We start from the raw sequence: 16,193 nt of genomic DNA, 5'->3' as shown, positions 1-16,193 counted from the left end.
CATCGAACGAATGTTCCATTCATCAGTCTGCACCGACCCGTGCCGTAACGTTTCGCACGCCAAGGCAAACACGGTCGGCCGAATCGGCCGTCTCTCTACCGTTCGATGCTTCATGTCCCGCCTGGCATAAGCTTTTCAACGAACCGCCGCTTTCCCGCTTCATTCTGCATGTCGACATGTTCCAATCGGCCTTACTTTTCTATCATCCGACAAGCTTCTGACATGACCTGATTCGCTATCATTTGTCCTTATATACAAAAAACCTCACTCTGCCTTAAGGTAGAATGAGGTGTTCGATCATTCACATCCTATTCGAGCTTACGCCTGTACCGGGATCATGATCGTAAATGCCGGCTCTTCCATGTAAAGGGTGTTACTCATCGGATATTGCTCAAAATGGGTGACAGGTCCTTTATGCAGCTCCAGGCCTTGCTCCTTGATCCATGCATATATGTTTTTGTAGGACGCATCGATATTTTGACCCCGCTTGTGTTCGTACATCGCGTAAGTCAGCTCAGGGATCGTCACGGCGATCATCCCCTCGGGAACTTCTTCCACCCTGCTCACTTCAAGCACCGCATCATGCGTGAACCTGCCTTCCGCCAGATGATGGGAAAGTCCAAGCAATAGCTCCGGGTCCGGCACATGCTTGATTTCATGCAGCCGATTCTTCACCTCGGCATGGACCGCTTGTATGTCACCGGCTGCCGCTTCGGCAAAGGTGCCCTCCCAACGAATGCCCACCGCCTGAAAAGACCGCTTCGTCACCAACGTTGCCTCATTGAATTGTCCCATTCCGCTACCCTCCGGATTACTCGAATTCGTACAACCTTAGTTTACACGATATCGATTGAAAAATCTTCCATATCTTCTGTCACGGGTAGTTCAAAGCCAGCCGCAGGCTGTCCTGGGCGGCTTCCACCAACGCAGCGTCCTGCCGGTCATTCCCGTACAGCAGCAAAAACAAGGTCGTATGAACCGCTCTGAACCTGGCAAGCATCCGGGTCTGCACATCGACTTCGCCATAGTCGGCGAAAAACAGCTTTCTGCCTTCCGGAGGCAAATAGCTGTAGACCAGCGCCAAATCAGCCGCCGGATTGCCGGTATGCACATCGCCCCAATCGACGATGCCTGTAATAATCCGCTCTTCGTTCACCAATATATTGCGGATGTGAAGATCGCCGTGCACAAGCGCTTCCGTAAAAGCACCGCCGTTTCCGACTCCGCCTTCAATACCGTCACCGCTTCCGTTACCGCTCTTCTTGGCTCTTTCGTCCAACCATGCGATAAGCTCGTCCCAGTCGTGCCGGTCCGACCATAGCCCCCGCTCGATCGCCTTGCTCATATTGCTGTCGGCTTGGTTCAGCCGGATCGACAAATCCAACCGGCCGATCCGGTCATTCGGCACGCCCAGCCGCTTCGCTTGCTCCACCGGAAACCCGTGCAGCCGACGCAAAAACGCGGCCAATGGCCGGGACGAGCGGATGCGCTCCTCGGCCGTAACCCGACCCGGCAAAGCGCCGGCGACATAGCGGTAGCCCGCGAACGGCCATGGATATTCAGCCGTGGGCTTCCCTTCAAAGACGGGCTCGGACACCTGCAGCGGGAGCTGCAAGCGGGCCAGATGCGGCAGCAGCGCGCACTCTACCCTCAACAGCTCAACGGCGATCGAGCGCCGCGGAAAACGAAACACATATCGCCCGTTGACGCGATAAACCGTATTGTCAAATCCTTCGCCGAGAAGCGTAATGGTCAAAGGCAGCAGCTCGGGAAATTGGCCGCCGATCAGCTCGGCAGCCCATACGAGCGATACCGTTCTTTCCGCCGTCCAAAGCTCACTCATTCGCTCCAGCTCCATTCTGCTTATCATTTCGCAGCTTTACGTCTGAAAAATAGTAAAAATTGCCGAATATTCGTCATACGCATCGTACTATTTTCGTATACATATAGCAATCACCCATTCAAATCACAGCCGAAAACCATGTTTTCCGTGCAACGGAAAGTCCAAATTCAAACAAGGCGGTGTTTTTCATGGTAATTTTGGTATTGGTGCTGATTGTCGCAGCGCTCATCCTATGGTGGGTTATCCGCAGCAACGCAAAGTGGAAAACCATTGAGACGGGCACCGGCCGCGCGGCGGCCGAGATTGAAGCCAAGCACGCTTTCCTCAAGTCGCATCAAATTAAAAGCCGGGTGCGTTCATCCGATACGATGGGCGCCGCGCAGGGAGCTGCGCACGGCTCGGTGAAGCTCGAGGTTCCGGAAAAATACGTCGAGCAAGCAACTGCGCTGCTTGCCAACGACTTTAAAGGATAACGGCAGAAGCCTCCGCAGGGGCAATCCCGCGGAGGCTTTTTTTTATAATGAAAGTATAAGTTTTCAGCGGAGCTGAAGCTTTCTATCATTTCAAGAAAACCTACATTTGAATCGCGGTCGCTCATCTTGGAATGGCCTCGATAGAGGTTTTCTTTTCGTATTAACCCAATCGCCGAGCTTGCTTGCCAATCACATGCTGTTAAATAACGCCTGGAGCTTCCGTCTTCCCCGCTGCCGCTGCGGCCGCAGCCTTGAATTTAGGAATATCCCTAAACCCGACAAACGTCTTGCTATGCTCGTTCCACACCCGAAAGCGAAGCGACTTCAAGCTCGATAATAGCGTAACGGTCGGTACATTTTGCAGCATCGGATGCTCGTTATGAACCGTTTCCAAATAATAGTTAGGAACCCGCGGACTCAAGTGGTGAATATGATGAAATCCGATATTTCCGGTAATCCAATGCAGCAGCTTCGGCAGCTTATAGAACGAGCTCCCTTGCAGCGCCGCCTTCATATAATCCCACTGCTCGTCCTGTTCGAAATACGTTCCCTCAAACTGATGCTGCACATAAAAAAGCCAAATGCCGGCCATCCCTGAAATGAAAAAGATCGGCCCCTGCACAAGCAGATACTCCTTCCACCCCAACGTCCAGCACAACAAGGCCGCAATGCCCGCAATGCCAATATTGGTGATATAGGTGTTGATCCGCTCCTTGAACGAAGCGCGCTTGCGGTTAAAACGATAGTCAATCAGAAAAATATAAACCGGGCCGAGACAAAACATGAGCAACGGGTTACGGTACAGCCTGTAAAAGAACCGCCGGACGGTTGAAGATGCCACATACTCCTCAACGGTCAAGGTCCAAATATCGCCTACTCCCCGCTTGTCCAAATTGCCGCTGGTCGCATGATGGACGGTGTGGCTGTACCGCCACTGGTAATACGGACAGCAGGTCAAAATACCTGTCAGCGTTCCGACAACATCATTGGCCATCCGGCTTTTGAAAAACGATTTGTGGCAGCAGTCATGAAAAATGATAAAGATACGAACCAAAAATCCGCCGGCCGCCACGGTAATCGGCAGCGTAATCCAATATGAAACCGATAAGCTCCAATAAGCGGCATACCAAAGCATAATAAAAGGGACAACGGTATTGATGATCTGCCACACACTGTGCTTCATATGTGGTCTTTCGTAGGGCGCGATATCTTTCCGCCAACCGCTGTGCTCCTCATGTAACATTCAGGTCTGATCTTCCTCTCCGCAAATAACATAGTAAGTAAAATAAATAGCAACTACGGTAATACGCCGGGAATCGCAAAAGGTTCCTCAAACGGCAATATTCTTTTTTTAATTGCCTGAAAGTGGATGATATGGCCGCGAAAGCAAGTTGACTTCTTCGCTTATATGTAACTATAATGATTACATTAAACGAGCGGCGAAGCGGCGGCTTCGGCGAAAAGCTCATGTGGAGGTGCTTTATGAAGGTTGAAATATGGTCTGATTTTATGTGTCCCTTCTGTTATATCGGCAAACGCCGTTTTGAGGCGGCATTGGAGCAGTTTGCCAACAACCAGCAGGTGGAGGTCATTTACCGCAGCTTCGAGCTCGATCCGCAGGCGCAGCGCGATGTCGGCCATGACGTTCACGACATGTTGGCTCACAAGTACGGGATGAGCCGGGAGCAGGCCAAATCGATGAACGATAACCTGACCGCCCAAGCCGAGTCGGTCGGGCTAACTTATCATTTTGATACAATGATCCTTACCAATACGTTCGATGCGCACCGTCTGGCTCATTTCGCCGCCAAGTACGGCCGCATGCATGAGATGACGGAGCGGCTGCTTCTCGCCTATTTTACCGAATCGAAGCATATCGGCGACCATGCGGCACTAACCGATTTGGCGGCGGAGATCGGGCTTGACCGCGATGAGACGGCCCGCATGCTGGCAGGTACGGACTATACGGAGGAAGTGCGCGCGGACGAACAGGAAGCGGCAGGGCTCGGGATCCGCGGTGTCCCCTACTTCGTCATCAACCGCAAATATGCGGTGTCCGGCGCACAACAGAGCGAGCTATTTCTCGAGGCGCTGCAAAAGGCCTGGGAGGAAGACCGGCCGCTCACCGTCCTGAACGAAACCGGGAACGGAGGCAGCCCGTCAGACGAAGCATGCGCCGACGGCACCTGCGCCGCGCCAACCCCGAAATCGTAAGCCGGCAGCGAGGCGCCTTTGAAATACTTCGTATAAACAACAGCTCCTATAGAAAAGACAAAGAACCTTCAGTTCTCCACACTTGCCGTGAGGTTGAAGGTTCTTTGTGCCGATTGCGGACATTTCCGGATGAAGCTCCTTCAGGACGAGCCGCTCTTCGATTCCTTCTCCAGCCGCGACCAATTGACGGCCAGCTCCAGGAAGACGGACACGAGAATGCCGACGACCAAGCCGTTGCTTGCCAATGGCCGGATGGAAACCGGCAGCCCCATAAACGCCAGCGCCGGCGTATTCATAATGCTGATGCCAAGCAAGATCGGCAGCGCGATGCGGTAAATCGTCTTGGAATCAAAGACAGTTCCCCGAATGGAGCGTACGGCGGTGCCGAACATTTGCAGGTAAGCGATGAATAATACGGCGCTTCCGACGCTGACGGGCAGCTGGGAGAACAGCGTGCCGAGCGGCGGAATTAACCCGAGCGTCAGAAAGAGCGCGCCGCCGATAACAAGCGCGGAGCGCTGCAATATTTTCGTGCTTTCCAGCAATCCGAGCGAGGACGCGAACGTCCCGAACGGGAGCAGCCCGAAGACAGGCGCGATCATCGTAAACAGCCCCGTAATAAGGAACGCCCGCTTGTACTGACTCTCCGTCGACTTTTGCCCGTACAGCTTTTCTGCGGCGTTCAAAGCGGTTACCGTACTCGACATATTAATGAAGCCGATGACCAGCGAAGTCAGCGCAATACCGATATCGAGCTTCGGCCGCCCCCATGGAAACAGCACCGCCTCGGCGCCAGCCTGCAGCTGGAGCCCGCCTGCCGAAGGAAACAGCAGCGCATAAGCGATCCAGCCGGCCATAATGCCGAACAGCATGGCGAAGTTGCTGACCCACCCGCGTCCTTTCAAATAAACAACGCCGACAAACAGCGCAATAAGAATGGATAGCCCTGCGACCGGCGGATTCAGAAGGCCGTCCTCTTGAATGTCGAGCATGCCGACAAAAAAATTTTTCATCAGCTGGGCCGCCAGCAAAAATAACGAAACGCTGATGACCAACGGATTAAACAGCTTCCTCAATACTCTGATAAAGCCCAGGCTGCCAAGCACAATCATCATGAGCCCGGATAGCAGAAACCCGGCCGCCAGTCCGCCGCCGACGGATGCCGGGTCCGTTCCTCCGAGCGCGGCCGAGGAAGCCAGACTAAGCGTGCACCCCCACCAGACGCCCGACGGGCCGTCCATCAGCGCGTAACGGTGTCCGAACAACGCCTGCAGCATGCAGACCGCGCCGGTCAGCAGAAACGAGATTTGCAGCGTGAACGCGATTTGCTCCGTAGGCATATGAAAAACATGGCCCAGAGTCAGCGGCACGACGACCGTATTCGTAAGTATAAAAAACATCCACTGGACACCGGCCAGCCCAATTTTCGGCGAAAGATCCATACGCATTAAGTTTGACATTCCTTCCATACGGTATATGGATGGTTCCGCGCCATAACCTCGGGAATCACGCGGACCAGCCTTACATCCCTCCGCTCGGCCGGCAGCGCCGCCTGCTCGTATACGTACCGGGTACTCATTCCGATCGCAGCGGCCTCCACCTCGCCTTGATGAAGCTCCGTATTCACGCAAGCCATTCGCACGGCATGCCGGATAAACAAATCGGTTGGTTTCATGATGATATCGCACCTCTCTATATACAGCGGTATGGATCTTCTTATGCTTGTTCGCAGCCAATGCGCATCGGGGAGCTGATTTGGAACATCCCGGCACTGTTGCGCGAACGCCTTACCATGGTATCATGAGAGAACATATATGAATAATATTAAAAATATTGGTTTACCATATGATTTTCATATGTATGTTACATTCCCGAAAGGATGATCTTCTATGGATTTGAAGCAGCTGCGTTATTTTATCGCTATTGCCGAGGAAGGTCAAATTACCGCGGCGGCCAAAAAGCTGCACATTGCCCAGCCGCCGTTAAGCCAGCAGCTCAAAGCAATGGAAGCCGAACTGGGCGTACCTCTCGTTGAGCGGGAAGGCCGCGGGGTCGTGCTGACAGAGGAAGGCCGGGCGCTTTACAAGCATGCGGTCAAGCTAATAGCGTCCGCGGAGGAAGCGCGGGAGGAAATACATGCTATCCGCAACGGCTGGACCGGCAAGCTGTCCATCGGGGTCAATACGATTTCGGACGCGCGGCTGCCGCGCATTCTTCAGGCGTTTCGCCGTGAGCACCCCAAATTTACGTTCAAGATTCAACAAAATGAAACCGCCCAGCTCTGCCATCTACTGAAGGAGCGGGCTATCGATCTGGCCATCGTGCGCATGCCGCTTGAGCTGGACGACTTTTCGGTCCATGCGCTCAAATCGGAGCCTTACTGTTTCGTGACCTCGGCCGACAACCGGGAGGAGCGTGACCCGATTGCCTTCGATCGCATCCGGCATTACCCGTTAATTGTGCCAAGCACTGAAGGATTGGGATTGTATCACATGATCCAGGAGGAATTTGCCAAGAACCGGCTCGAGCCGAACATCGTTTGCGAATGCTCCGATATCGCCACGCTCATCCGCCTTGTCGCATCGGGCTTCGGCGCTGCGATCGTGCCGGAAACTTTGCTGAAGCTTCATCCGGATGTGCCGGTGCGCAGGCTTTCAATCGTCGAGGAGCCGTCACCCGCCCTCTCCGGCTTGATCGGGCTGCGCAACGGCTGGCTTTCCAAAGCGTCCCAATTGTTCATCGAAGCTTATAAGGCCGGCAAATAGCGGGTACAGCTGCCGATTAGGCTCATGTCGATCTTGACGGCTATAAATCGCGGAAACTCACCAGAAAAGAAAATGGACTTGATTACTAAGATAAGTAAAATCAAGTCCATAGGATATACAATTCAATATCAGGATAACCAAAGCCGCTTTATTTATAAAAAGCTTGATGAGTTCGGGCAGGCGGCCTTTTTATACTGCCCGTTACATCTCTACATCGGCCGCAAAGCCGCTGTTTTTTTTACGAAGCCCGGAGATCAGACCCAGGACAATAATGACAAGCGCGATGCTGAGCAGCGTGCCCGAGATCGGGCGCTGAAACAACCCAAGGAACGATCCGTCCAGCAGCTTGAGCGACTGAAGCAGGGAGCTTTCCAACATTTTGCCCAATACAAATGTCAGCACAATCGGCGCCATCGGAATATCCGCTTTTTTCATCACATAACCGAGGATACCGAATACGAACATGACGCCGACATCGAACAAATTGTTGTTGGTCGTGTACGCACCGAGCGCCGCAATAATGAGAATGAGCGGATACAGCAGCTTCGGCGGGATCATCGCGATTTTCGCCCACCAGCCAGCCATCGGCAGATTCATTATCAGGAGCGCGAAGTTGCCGATGAACATACTGGCGATAACGCCCCATACAAATACCGGATTTTGCTGGAACAGCATCGGGCCCGGTGTCAGGCCGTGCATCATGAATGCGCCGAGAATGATGGCAATCGTCGGCGAGCTCGGAATGCCGAGCGTAAACAGCGGAATTAACGCGCCGCCGCAGTACGAGTTGTTCGCCGTCTCCGGCCCGGCCACGCCTTCAATGGCGCCTTTGCCGAAACGGGACGGATCTTTCGCCAACTTTTTTTCCACCGAATACGAAAGTATCGCCGGAATAACGGAATTGGTTCCCGGAATGAGGCCGATAATAAAACCGAGCACGGTTCCACGGCTTATCGCTTTCATGCTCGGGCCCCATTCATCCTTGTTCGGCAAAAAGCCTTTCACCTTCGGCGGTTTTTCGGCGTTCGCCATATTTTCGATGCCGAGCAAAATTTCCGACAAACCGAACAAACCCATCGCGACAATGACAAAATCGATCCCGTTCATCATATTCGGCTGGCCGAATGTAAACCGTACCGCACCCGATACGGGGTCCATGCCGATCATCGCCAGATTGAGGCCGAGGAAAGCGGAAATCAAACCTCGGATGATTGATTTGCCCATTAGTCCGATAACGGTGGACAAGCCAAGCACCATCAAAGCGAAAAACTCCGGCGGTCCAAAACGGAGCGCCCATTCCGCGAGCGGCGGTCCGACAAAGATCAGTCCGAGAATCGAGATCGTTCCGCCGATAAAGGAACCGATTCCGGCAATGCCGAGCGCGGCCCCCGCCCTTCCCTGCTTCGCCATCGGACTGCCGTCCAGACAGGTGATGACGGAAGCGGCTTCGCCGGGCGTATTAATGAGCACGGAAGTGATCGTACCCCCGTACATCGCGCCGTAATAAATACCGCACAGCATAATAATCGCGGATACCGGTTCCATGCCGAACGTGATCGGCAGCAGGACGGCTACGCCGGTTGTCGGACCAAGTCCGGGAAGCACCCCGACTAACATGCCAATAACTACGCCGATTAAACAATACAATAAATTATACAAACTGAACGCCGTTGCAAACCCTTGTGCGATTACATCAAACGCAGGCATACGCTGTCATCACCCCATCCAATCCCAAATATCGCCGGTCGGCAGCGGAACGTCCAATCCTATACTAAAAGCAATATACAGGATGGCGCAGGTCCCTACCGCTATAATTGCAGCCTTGTACCATACGTACGAGCGCATCAGCATTAACATCAGCATCGCGGCGCCAGCCACGATAAATCCGGCCGCATCCAGCAGCAGCATAAACACGAGCACAGCGATCAGCACTAAGATTACGTTCCACAAATCCTTGCTCTTCGGCAGCACTTCGCTCCACTTGATCTGCGCGCCTCGGAGCGCCCCGCCGATATACAGCAGCGACAGCACGATAAGCGCGGCGCTCAGCCAACGCGGAAACAAGCCCGGGCCCGGGCCAAGGTCGCTGTAATAATCGAAGGAGAACGATTGCCAAAAAATGATACCGGAGACGATTAAGAAAAATCCCCCCAGGCCGACGCCTACCTTGTTAAACATACGTATCCTCCCCATTCGAACAAGAAAGGCCGGAAACCCAGCCTGTTATTCATAAGCAAATATACTTTGCTTCGCTTTGACAAACAGCCTGCCCTCCGAGGGACGGCGATGGCGTTTTTTCCTTGGAATCGTTATTTTTTACCGAGTCCCAGCTCCGGGATCAGCTTGCCGAATTGATCGTGATTATTTTTCAAATGCTGCCCGAACGATTTGGCATCCTTGATTTCAATGCCAAGTCCGTTTTTCCCCATGTAATCCTTGAACTCCTGATCGCTTGCCCCTTTAGTGAACGCATCGGTCAATATGCTGACAATCTCATCCGGCGTATCTTTCGGTACGGCGATTCCTCTCCAGGTACCCGGAACCTCAACCGTCAAGCCTGTTTCTTCCTTCAACGTCTTCACACCCGGCAATGCGGCCGAAGGCTTGCTGTCGTTAATCGCCAGCGCCCGCAGCTTGCCTGTATCCACCTGGGCTTTAACCTCCGCCGCGCTTACCGGAACTGCATCCACGTGTCCGCCAAGCAATGCGGTAATCGCAGGACCCGCGCCTTCGAAAGGAATGTGATTGAACTTTACGCCCGCGCCTTTTTCCAACGTAACCGCGCCCAAATGCCAGATCGCTCCCGTACCGGAATTGCCCAGCTTCAGCTCGCCCGGATGCGCCTTGGCATAATCCAGAAACTCTTTCATCGTTTTCCATTGACTGTCGGCCCGTACGGTAATAGCGGCAGGATCATAATTGACGAGCGCCACCGGCTTGAAATTTTCATAAGTAATAGGCGAAAGTCCGAGATGCGGCAATGTGGTCAATTCCACAGTCGCCATCGTTACCGTGTAACCGTCCGGCTTGGAATTAGCGCCCTCCGTCATCCCTACCGAGCCGCCTCCGCCCGTTTTGTTTACAACGGTAACGGCTTGGCCCAAATGCTTCTCGGCCGCTTTCGCCAAAGCCCGCGCCGTCGAGTCCGTGCCGCCGCCCGCAGCGTAAGGCACAATCAGTGTGACCGCTTTCTTAGGAAAATCCACTTTTTTACTTGCTGAAGCCGAAGATTTATCGGTAGCCGCTTTTCCTCCGCAGGCAGTTAATGCTGCTATAGTGAAAATCATCGAGACGGCCAATAATGAACGCAATCCTTTCTTTTTCAAAACAATTCCCCATTTCTGTTTTTGTGTAGTCATGACGATATGTGCGGCCTCTGCGGCCGGCTTTTCACAGTATAGGGTACCCTGGTGCCGCCGACAATCATCCGTTCCGCTAAATCATCCACACATTCAACAAAACTGCCGATTTTGGCCGATCTGCATACCGCTTGTCCGATTCGTGTATACGCATCTGCAGGCGCCATTTTCGCGCGGCGGGATTCCGGATCAAACATAAAAAAGCTTCTCCTCGATGGGAGAAACCTTGTGCTCAATACGACTTATTCGCTTCTCTGTATTTGCCCGGAGTGACCGATTTGATTTTGCGGAAGCTGCGGATGAAGCTGTTTTCGTTCTGGTAGCCGACGCGGGCGGCAATGTCTGCAATCTTCAAATCGCTCGTCGACAACAATGCGCAAGCTCGATCGATTCTCATTTTGGTCAAATATTCATACACGGTGTTCCCGGTTTCCAGCTTAAACATGCTGCTGACTGATGATGTGCTCAGATTCATATAATCGGCGATTTCCTGAAGGCCGATCTGCTCGTGCAGATGCTCCTCCATAAACCCGATGATGCGCTGTGCCGCAAGATATTCCTTCGTCGTTTTGTGATGCCGGATGCCGCTGACAATCGCTTCGGCCACTTGCTGCAGCAGCTGCCGCAAATCGGCCAAATCCATCATCCGGAGCTGGTGCTCCGTATAATTCTCGAGCACGGGCAGCCTGTCGATGCCCCGCATGGCGATGATGCGCGAGCAGTCGCCGATCACCTCGTTCACGAAAGCGTAGACGGATTCCGGGGCGACCGGATGCTCGCGCACCCGCTCCTCCCAACGTGCAAGCGCCTGACTCCACGAACCGGCATCGGCGGCTTCTAGACTTCCCAGCAGATCCGTCTTCCAGGCTTGGGCCTCCGCATCTGTCAATCGGTCGCGCTCCTTGATCCCGGAATATGCAATGGTCCGCTCATAGCCCTCATACAGCCGGAAGGACAGTGCTTCTTTCGCTTCTTCAAACGACTGGGGAAGCTCCGGTACCGATCCGAACACCTGCCCGATGCCGATGGACAAGCTCATATGCAAATAATTCATGACCGTTCTCGTTATAGCGATCGTCGCTTCCTGCAGCGCCGGTTCCATCGCGGGCACGTCGTATTTCCTGGCCTGAACGACAAGCAGCAAATTTTCTTTGTCCAGCTGCACGCAGTGTACACGCCAATTCGGCTCAAGCAGCTCCGTCATAATATTGGTCAGCGCATAGTTGAGCAGCAGCTGATCCTCCTCGCTGTAACCGGCAGCTGCGGCCCAGTCGGCATAACGGTTGATGGATACCGCAGCCGCCAGCAGCGGTTCCTGCGTCCAGGAGGCGAAGTAAGTGCTCCATTTGGTGTACAGCTCCTTGGAGCCGATCCGGCGCATGAGCACATCCTGGATGTACTTGGACCGCAGCTCGGGCAAGCTTCGTTCGGCAACCGAGGATCTCGTGTCGAATTCCTCCAGCAGCTTGCGGACAACCGCCTCCAAATCATGCATATCGGAGCTGGAGGAAACCGCGCGATTGGACGCGAGCAGCTCCCGGATCCGGCGGACCGGCTTCAATGCTGCAAAATTATAGAAGAAAATAGCGGCACAGCCGGCGGCAATCGAAACGAGCGAGAGCAGGAGCACCATATCCCGGACTTTACGTACGTTTTTCAGCAGCTCATCCAGCGGAATTAACGAAACCCAGCGCCAGCCGGTCATGTCCGAGAAGCCTTGCACAGCCAGATACGATTGCCCCTCCAGCTTCAGCTCGCCGAATGGCCGCACCCCCAGCGCCTCAATACCTTTATTCAGTTCCTCGGTCGGCACCTGCTCCGTCAGTTTAGGATATATCAACTCGCCATCCAGATTGTAAATGTACTGGGGCGCTTCGGTTTGAGGATATATTTTGGAAAAAAACCGGTCATAATCGACGTTAACGATGACAAGGCCGATCAGCTCCCTGTCGGCTATGATGGGCCGAAATAAGGAAATGAGCTCCACCGTCCCATCCTGATTGGCCGCTCCAAAGCTCCGTCTTTTGATCAGCAGCGGCTTTTTGTTCATCAGTTCCACCCAGGGAACCCAGGTCCGGTCGGGAAACTCATCCCACGTCACGCTTGCCGCCGATTGATCGGATACAAGCGTCTTGCGTTTCAAATCGAGCACATAAACCGAATGAATATCTTCGTGGAAGGCAATTGTATTTAAAATAGAGGAGAGCTGGGCCGCGCTTGACTGCCTGGTTTCGGGACCGCCTTGAATATAGGCGAGCGTGTTGGCGTGAAACGATATTTTTACCGCCTGGTCATCCGATTCTCGAAAGGCCCTGTTGGTGACGCCCAAATTAATTTGCAGCAGTTCCGTATAAGGCTCGTTCAGCTCTTTATCGAGAATGTCCTTATAATTTTCATATAAAAATACGCCTACTCCCGTAATAAACAGCGAGACAAATAACGTTAAATAGACGATCAATTTCGTCTGCTTATTGGAAAACAATATTTTGGCTTTCATCCAAAACCATTTATTCATGAATTCACCCGGTTTTATAGTTGGCTGGTTAATCTGCAATAGAAAGAATACCATAAAATAAGATGAAAATGAAAAAAATGGTTTGCCTGTACCGCCATGTTATCAGATCTTTATGAAAGGTTACTTACTTACTAAAAAGTTGACGCTTGTTTTTCATTACAAAATAACGAATAATAAAAAGTATGGCATTCGCGTAATAATCCGTTCTCCCATGCCACTTTTGTTTGCCAAGGCTTCATCCGCATTCAGACATTATATATTCAGGAGGCTGATGTTTAGATGAATCAAGATCATGCCGCACGTCCACATAAGCAAAGCAAAGGCATTCATGAAATCGCCATTTCCGTTCTGGATCTCGTTCCTGTCGTCACCGGCGGCACAGCGGCCGAATCTTTGCGCCATACGATCGACCTTGCGCAGCATGCCGAGAGATGGGGCTACCGCCGCTATTGGCTGGCCGAGCATCATAATATGCCTGGCATCGCCAGCTCGGCGACATCTCTGATCATCGCTCACGTAGCCGCGAGCACTTCAACGATCCGGGTAGGCTCCGGAGGCATCATGCTGCCGAATCACGCACCCTTGGTGATTGCCGAGCAGTTCGGTACGCTTGAGACGCTGTACCCGGGCCGCATCGACCTCGGCCTCGGCCGTGCGCCGGGTTCCGACCAGCCGGCGATGCGCGCTCTGCGCCGCGGCTTGGGCAGCGACGGCAGCGATTTCCCGGAGCAGCTGAGCGAGCTCCGCTCCTATTTCGACCCGGCGCTGGGCTCCCGCCCGATGGGCGTGCGGGCCGTTCCCGGGGAAGGGCTGCGCATCCCGATCTGGCTGCTCGGCTCTAGCGGCTTCAGCGCCCAACTGGCCGGCCAGCTTGGACTTCCGTTCGCGTTCGCCAGCCATTTCGCACCGGACTATTTGCTGCCGGCGCTTGAGCTGTACCGCAGCTATTTCCGACCTTCGGATGTGCTGCAGGAGCCCTACGTCATGGTCGGCGTCAATGCCGTCACAGCCGATACTGATGAAGAAGCCCGCAGGCTGGCGACATCCCAGCAGCAGGCGTTCCTGAATTTGATCCGCGGCCGGACGGGTATGCTTAATCCGCCGGTGGATAGCATGGATGAGCTCTGGAGCCCGCATGAGCAGGCCATCGTGCTGAAACAGCTAAGCTATGCGGTGGCGGGGAATAAGGATACTGTCCGCGATAAAATCAAAAGCATCCTGAAAGAAACAGGCGCAGACGAACTGATCGTCACGTCCCAGATTTACGATCATCAAGCCCGCCTGCGGTCGTACGAGCTGCTGGCCGAAGTCGTAAAAGGTTCGTAATGTAATACATTTACCCTCCGGGCTTTTCTCTGACGACAGAAATGAAATGACCGGTATATCGGGATTCCGGCAGGCAGTATTTTTCCCTACGACTGAACGGCCTATCGGCCCGCAAATAAAAGCGCCGCAGCTTGTAGAAGAGCGGCGCTATCCGTTATTTATTCAGCAAAGCCTCCATCTTGCCAAGCAGCCGGTCCAGCTCCACGGGCTTCGTGTCGAAATCGTCGCAGCCGGCCTCATACGCCCGGTCTCTGTCTTGCGCCATCGCATGCGCAGTCAGAGCAATGATCGGGATCGGCTTTGTCTCCGGAGACTGCTTCAGCAGACGGATCGCCTCCCAGCCGTCGAGTACGGGCAGACTCAAATCCATCAGGATAAGATCCGGCTTCTCCGCTTTGGCCACGGCGACCCCTTTCTCTCCATCCTCGGCCAAGGCTACCGCATAGCCTTTTCGTTGGAGCCGCCGCGATAGCATATCGCGGTTCAATTCGTTATCTTCAACCAAAAGTATAGTATGCATGCTCGTGACCCCTTCGTCGTATTTCCGAATGCCGCCGATCCACCCGGATTTACTTGCCGCACGAATCCGCCGGTGTCATCGCGGCTCATTCCGTTCGTTTTACATGGACCGGGAAACTGAATCGGCAACTCCGTTCAGCTGCATAATGCGGTAAAAAGCATCCACAACCTGCGGATCAAAGTGGCGACCGCGCTGCTGTTCAATTTCCGCAAGCGCTTCAGACTGTGTCCATGCCCGTTTGTACGGCCGTTCATGGGTCAGCGCATCATAAAAGTCGGCCAGTGCTACGATTCGCGCCACATAAGGGATTTCCTCCCCCTTCAATCCCTTCGGATATCCCGTGCCATCCCATTTCTCATGATGGGCCAGCGCAATATCCGCGGCCGTCTTCAACACCGGGAAAAAGCTGCCCTCCAATATGCCGGCTCCGATAGATGTGTGCGATTTCATGTACTCGAACTCCTCGGCGCTAAACCGGCCGGGCTTAAGCAAAATCTCGTCGGGAATGCCGATTTTCCCCAGGTCATGTAGAGGCGCAGCGAGCCGGACTGACTCCACCTCTTGCTCGGACAGCCCGAGCGTCTGCGCAATCATTCCCGCCAATTGGCCTACACGCTGCGTATGCTGCCCGGTCATATCGTCGCGGTACTCGGATGCGCGGGCCAACAGCTGCAATATTTCGAATTTGGCCTTCTCCAAATCCGCTGTACGCGCCCTCACCCGTTCCTCCAAATGAATGTTTTGATGCTGCAGCTGCAGGTAGAGGTAACGCGTTTTCAACAAATTGTTGATGCGCAATATGACTTCCGTTTTATCGAAAGGCTTGGTCAAAAAATCGTTGGCGCCTTCCTGCAGCGCCTTCTGTCTGGCCTCCGGCGTCACGTCGGCCGTCAGCACCAGGATCGGCAAGTAACTGCCTTCCATGTCCAATGCACGGAGCCGCTTCAACGCCTCGAACCCATCCATGCCCGGCATATGGAGATCCAGTAAAATAATATCCGGATCGATTTCACGGTACAGCGGCTCGATCTGCTGCGGGTCTGTAGAGCTGGTAAGGTTTGTAAACCCGGCGCGTCTCAATATCCGTTCCAATAAGCTAATGTTGTATTCCTGATCGTCGACGATCAGGAATTTTGCAAGTTTTGACCATTGTTCATCCATGGCTCAAGCCCCAATCT

Annotated in this window: 17 protein-coding genes; 4 read left to right on the top strand and 13 right to left on the bottom strand. The window is 53.6% G+C overall.

Going from position 1 to position 16,193, the window contains the following annotated elements:
• Positions 1-22: 22 nt before the first annotated feature.
• The 3 genes from E1757_RS35955 to E1757_RS23985 form a co-directional block, all read right to left on the bottom strand.
• On the bottom strand, positions 23-178 hold the full coding sequence (locus E1757_RS35955; protein ID WP_165972259.1) for a hypothetical protein: 156 nt from the start codon (positions 176-178) through the stop codon (positions 23-25).
• A 140-nt stretch (positions 179-318) separates the two neighbouring features.
• Positions 319-795, bottom strand: a complete 477-nt coding sequence (locus E1757_RS23990) for a GyrI-like domain-containing protein (protein WP_133232887.1) — start codon at positions 793-795, stop codon at positions 319-321.
• A 79-nt stretch (positions 796-874) separates the two neighbouring features.
• Positions 875-1,843, bottom strand: coding sequence for a phosphotransferase (locus E1757_RS23985; RefSeq protein ID WP_133232885.1), 969 nt, complete (start codon positions 1,841-1,843; stop codon positions 875-877).
• 188 nt (positions 1,844-2,031) lie between these two features.
• Between E1757_RS23985 and E1757_RS23980 the strand changes: the two genes are divergently transcribed.
• Entirely contained in the window at positions 2,032-2,316 is a 285-nt protein-coding gene (locus tag E1757_RS23980) for a hypothetical protein (protein WP_133232883.1), read from the top strand.
• A gap of 199 nt (positions 2,317-2,515) precedes the next feature.
• Here the strand turns inward: E1757_RS23980 and desA are convergent, their stop codons facing one another.
• Complete coding sequence (desA, locus tag E1757_RS23975) at positions 2,516-3,559, bottom strand: Delta(5) desaturase DesA (RefSeq protein ID WP_133232881.1); 1,044 nt, start codon at positions 3,557-3,559, stop codon at positions 2,516-2,518.
• Positions 3,560-3,798: 239 nt separating this feature from the next.
• Here desA and E1757_RS23970 point away from each other — a divergent pair, with 239 nt between their 5' ends.
• A complete protein-coding gene (locus E1757_RS23970) occupies positions 3,799-4,530 on the top strand; it encodes a DsbA family oxidoreductase (RefSeq protein WP_133232879.1) in 732 nt (243 codons plus the stop codon).
• Between the two features lie 140 nt (positions 4,531-4,670).
• Here the strand turns inward: E1757_RS23970 and E1757_RS23965 are convergent, their stop codons facing one another.
• Entirely contained in the window at positions 4,671-5,978 is a 1,308-nt protein-coding gene (locus tag E1757_RS23965) for a uracil/xanthine transporter (protein WP_133232877.1), read from the bottom strand.
• On the bottom strand, positions 5,978-6,205 hold the full coding sequence (locus tag E1757_RS23960; RefSeq protein ID WP_133232875.1) for a hypothetical protein: 228 nt from the start codon (positions 6,203-6,205) through the stop codon (positions 5,978-5,980). Before E1757_RS23960 ends, E1757_RS23965 begins: the two co-directional genes overlap by 1 nt.
• 214 nt (positions 6,206-6,419) lie before the next feature.
• Here E1757_RS23960 and E1757_RS23955 point away from each other — a divergent pair, with 214 nt between their 5' ends.
• Entirely contained in the window at positions 6,420-7,295 is an 876-nt protein-coding gene (locus tag E1757_RS23955) for a LysR family transcriptional regulator (RefSeq protein ID WP_133232873.1), read from the top strand.
• 201 nt (positions 7,296-7,496) lie between these two features.
• On the opposite strand, the gene E1757_RS23950 is transcribed toward E1757_RS23955, so the two are convergent.
• The 5 genes from E1757_RS23950 to E1757_RS23930 all read right to left on the bottom strand — a co-directional run bounded on the left by E1757_RS23950 (position 7,497) and on the right by E1757_RS23930 (position 13,169).
• Positions 7,497-9,002, bottom strand: coding sequence for a tripartite tricarboxylate transporter permease (locus tag E1757_RS23950; protein WP_133232871.1), 1,506 nt, complete (start codon positions 9,000-9,002; stop codon positions 7,497-7,499).
• A 9-nt stretch (positions 9,003-9,011) separates the two neighbouring features.
• Entirely contained in the window at positions 9,012-9,473 is a 462-nt protein-coding gene (locus tag E1757_RS23945) for a tripartite tricarboxylate transporter TctB family protein (protein ID WP_133232869.1), read from the bottom strand.
• A gap of 131 nt (positions 9,474-9,604) precedes the next feature.
• Positions 9,605-10,621 (bottom strand): tripartite tricarboxylate transporter substrate binding protein, encoded by a 1,017-nt coding sequence (locus E1757_RS23940; RefSeq protein WP_246079444.1) that lies wholly within the window; start codon positions 10,619-10,621, stop codon positions 9,605-9,607.
• Between the two features lie 29 nt (positions 10,622-10,650).
• On the bottom strand, positions 10,651-10,851 hold the full coding sequence (locus tag E1757_RS23935; RefSeq protein WP_133232867.1) for a hypothetical protein: 201 nt from the start codon (positions 10,849-10,851) through the stop codon (positions 10,651-10,653).
• Between the two features lie 35 nt (positions 10,852-10,886).
• Positions 10,887-13,169 (bottom strand): helix-turn-helix domain-containing protein, encoded by a 2,283-nt coding sequence (locus E1757_RS23930; protein ID WP_165972258.1) that lies wholly within the window; start codon positions 13,167-13,169, stop codon positions 10,887-10,889.
• Positions 13,170-13,448: 279 nt separating this feature from the next.
• Here E1757_RS23930 and E1757_RS23925 point away from each other — a divergent pair, with 279 nt between their 5' ends.
• Positions 13,449-14,495: an LLM class flavin-dependent oxidoreductase gene (locus tag E1757_RS23925; protein WP_133232863.1), complete on the top strand. Its 1,047-nt coding sequence runs from the start codon at positions 13,449-13,451 to the stop codon at positions 14,493-14,495.
• A gap of 154 nt (positions 14,496-14,649) precedes the next feature.
• Here the strand turns inward: E1757_RS23925 and E1757_RS23920 are convergent, their stop codons facing one another.
• Positions 14,650-15,015: a response regulator gene (locus E1757_RS23920; protein WP_133232861.1), complete on the bottom strand. Its 366-nt coding sequence runs from the start codon at positions 15,013-15,015 to the stop codon at positions 14,650-14,652.
• A 99-nt stretch (positions 15,016-15,114) separates the two neighbouring features.
• Entirely contained in the window at positions 15,115-16,176 is a 1,062-nt protein-coding gene (locus E1757_RS23915; RefSeq protein ID WP_133232859.1) for an HD domain-containing phosphohydrolase, read from the bottom strand.
• Positions 16,177-16,193 lie beyond the last annotated feature (17 nt).

This window comes from Paenibacillus piri, assembly GCF_004354045.1.
GTDB lineage: Bacteria > Bacillota > Bacilli > Paenibacillales > NBRC-103111 > Paenibacillus_S > Paenibacillus_S piri.
This window is presented reverse-complemented; position numbering and strand designations above follow the sequence as displayed.